The organism is Robiginitalea sp., from assembly GCF_049588695.1.
Taxonomy (GTDB): Bacteria; Bacteroidota; Bacteroidia; order Flavobacteriales; family Flavobacteriaceae; genus Robiginitalea.
Window position 1 is genome coordinate 1 of the sequence record NZ_JBAVZJ010000034.1, and the last position, 2,371, is coordinate 2,371.

Here is a 2,371-nt window from a genome sequence, read left to right on the forward strand (position 1 = left end):
GTAAAAAGTACTCGCCTAAATGAAGTGATGAATAAAAACCTGCTGGAGCAGGTAGACCGGCAGCGCGATGAAATTTCGGAATTGAGCGAATCGGCGAGCCGTTCTGAAATTACAGTAATCCTCACAACGTCCTTTCTGACGATAATTTCCCTGCTTGCGATTTCCCTGTACCGCAACAACCAGATTAAACTCAAGACGAACGACCTTCTTCAGACTAAAAACCGGGAATTACAACTCGCCAGGGATGCAGCTGTACAGGCCATGGAGGCGAAAACCAATTTTCTCTCCACGGTAAGTCATGAATTGCGCACCCCGCTCTATGCGGTTACGGGACTGACGCACCTTTTAATCGAGGAGAAACCCCGTAAAAACCAGTTAGAGCATTTAAAATCCCTGAAATTCTCAGGAGACTACCTTCTGAATTTCATCAACGACATCCTGCAGATCAACAAGATTGACGCCGAGAAATTGGAACCTTTGGAAATCGACTGTAACCTGCATAAGGTACTCAATGAAGTGATCAATGGCTTGCAGCAATCGGCGAAAGAGCAAAGTGACGAGCTCATCCTGGACTACGACTCTCAAATCCCGTCCCACTTGCTGAGCGATCCGGTTAAATTATCTCAGATTTTCATGAACCTGGTGGGAAATGCCATCAAGTTCACAAAAGATGGTCAGGTCGAGGTCATTGCCCGCCTGCTTAAGCGTGAAGGAGAATACGCCCATGTATATTTCGAAATACGGGACTCGGGAATAGGAATCGAAGAAGAGCGCCAGGCCAATATCTTCGATAGCTTTGAACAGGGATCCATCCAGATTAACCGGGAATACGGGGGGACTGGCCTTGGTCTTACGATCGTCAAGAGCTTGCTCGGACTCTTTGACAGTACCATTCATCTGGAGAGCGAGCATGGGAAAGGGAGTACTTTCTATTTCGAGCTGAAAATGAAATGTAAAGACCAGGTGGTCGAGGAGCTGCCTTTTGAAGAGGGTACTGTGGATTACAGCTTTGACGAACTGCACTTACTGGTCGTGGAGGACAATAAGATCAACCAGGTCATTACCCGTAAAATGCTTTCCAAAAAAGATATTTCATGTGATATTGCCAGTGATGGAACCCAGGCGATTGAACTGGCAAAAGCCAATACATACGACGGGATTTTGATGGATATACACATGCCGGGGATTAGCGGTGTGGAAGCGACCCGGGAAATCCGAAAGTTCAATTCGGAGATTCCTATCATTGCCCTTACCGCCATTTCTCTGGACGACAGTTTGGAGGAATTCTACGCGGCGGGTTGTAACGATGTAGTGACCAAACCTTTTAAACCCGAACTCTTCTACGACAAAATCGGTGAAAACATCGTCCAGGCTCGTTTACGCAAAACGACCACTTAAAACCTGGAGAGAAACTCCTGCATCACACCCTTGTCTTTTTCTGAAAAACAATGTTTAACGGGGAGCACGTAATACGCTTCAAGAGCCCCTTCTAAACGTACAGCATCTTTCTCCGTAGTTAAAATAGGTTGTCTTTTTTTCAATGCAATGAGCTCCGAGGCTGAGAATTTATGATGGTCTGAATACTTTAAATGCTCGAACCGGATTCCTGATTTTTTCAGATAAGCAATCAGGGGTTGGGGTCGTGCAATCCCTGTGACCAGGGTAAACTTCTTGTTTTTTAGGGTTTTTTCAGGGATTGGTACACCCCTACGGTCCCGTATCTGCTGATAACAAAGGGAGGCAAAGGCGAGTTCCTGCCCATCCCCCAACTCCAGCTTACTTCGGATTCGTGTCCGATCCTCTTCGGATAAAGGACTGGGGCACTTGGTTACGACGATTAAATCCGCCCGCCTTGCCTGGCTGCGATGATCCCTGAGGTTGCCGGCGGGCAGGTAAGCTTCGTCCGGATAGAGCTCATCATATGCGGTAAGCAATACAGCCTGTGCGGGCCTTACCCGACGGTGTTGAAACCCGTCGTCAAGCAGGATGATTTCCGGAGCTGCAAGGGCAATTAATTGCTCTATTCCCCTTTGACGGTCTGCATCCACAGCGATGACGGCTTTCGGAAAATTCCGGGCCATTTGCAGGGGTTCATCTCCTACCTCCGCCGCTGTACTTTCAGGGCTCACCAAATAAAATCCTTTGGTTTCCCTCTTGTAACCCCGGCTCAATACCGCTACTTTCCGTTCCGGCAGGAGATTAGATAGAAACCACTCTGCCATGGGTGTTTTCCCACTCCCCCCCGTACTCAGGTTTCCGATGCACAAAATGGGTACCTCATAGCCCCTGGAGGAAAACCACCCCCAGTCGTAAAACTTATTCCTCAACCAGACGATCCAGCCATAGAGAACTGAAAAAGGCAGGCCCAGAT

Annotated in this window: 2 protein-coding genes; one reads left to right on the top strand and one right to left on the bottom strand. The window is 48.1% G+C overall.

Going from position 1 to position 2,371, the window contains the following annotated elements; genetic code table 11:
• Positions 1-1,398 (top strand): response regulator (locus WBV75_RS00635; protein WP_424118732.1); only part of this gene is annotated, 1,398 nt, incomplete at its 5' end.
• Here WBV75_RS00635 and lpxK read toward each other — a convergent pair.
• The coding region (lpxK, locus tag WBV75_RS00640) for a tetraacyldisaccharide 4'-kinase (protein WP_424118733.1) at positions 1,395-2,371 on the bottom strand (977 nt) is incomplete at its 5' end. The genes WBV75_RS00635 and lpxK overlap by 4 nt on opposite strands.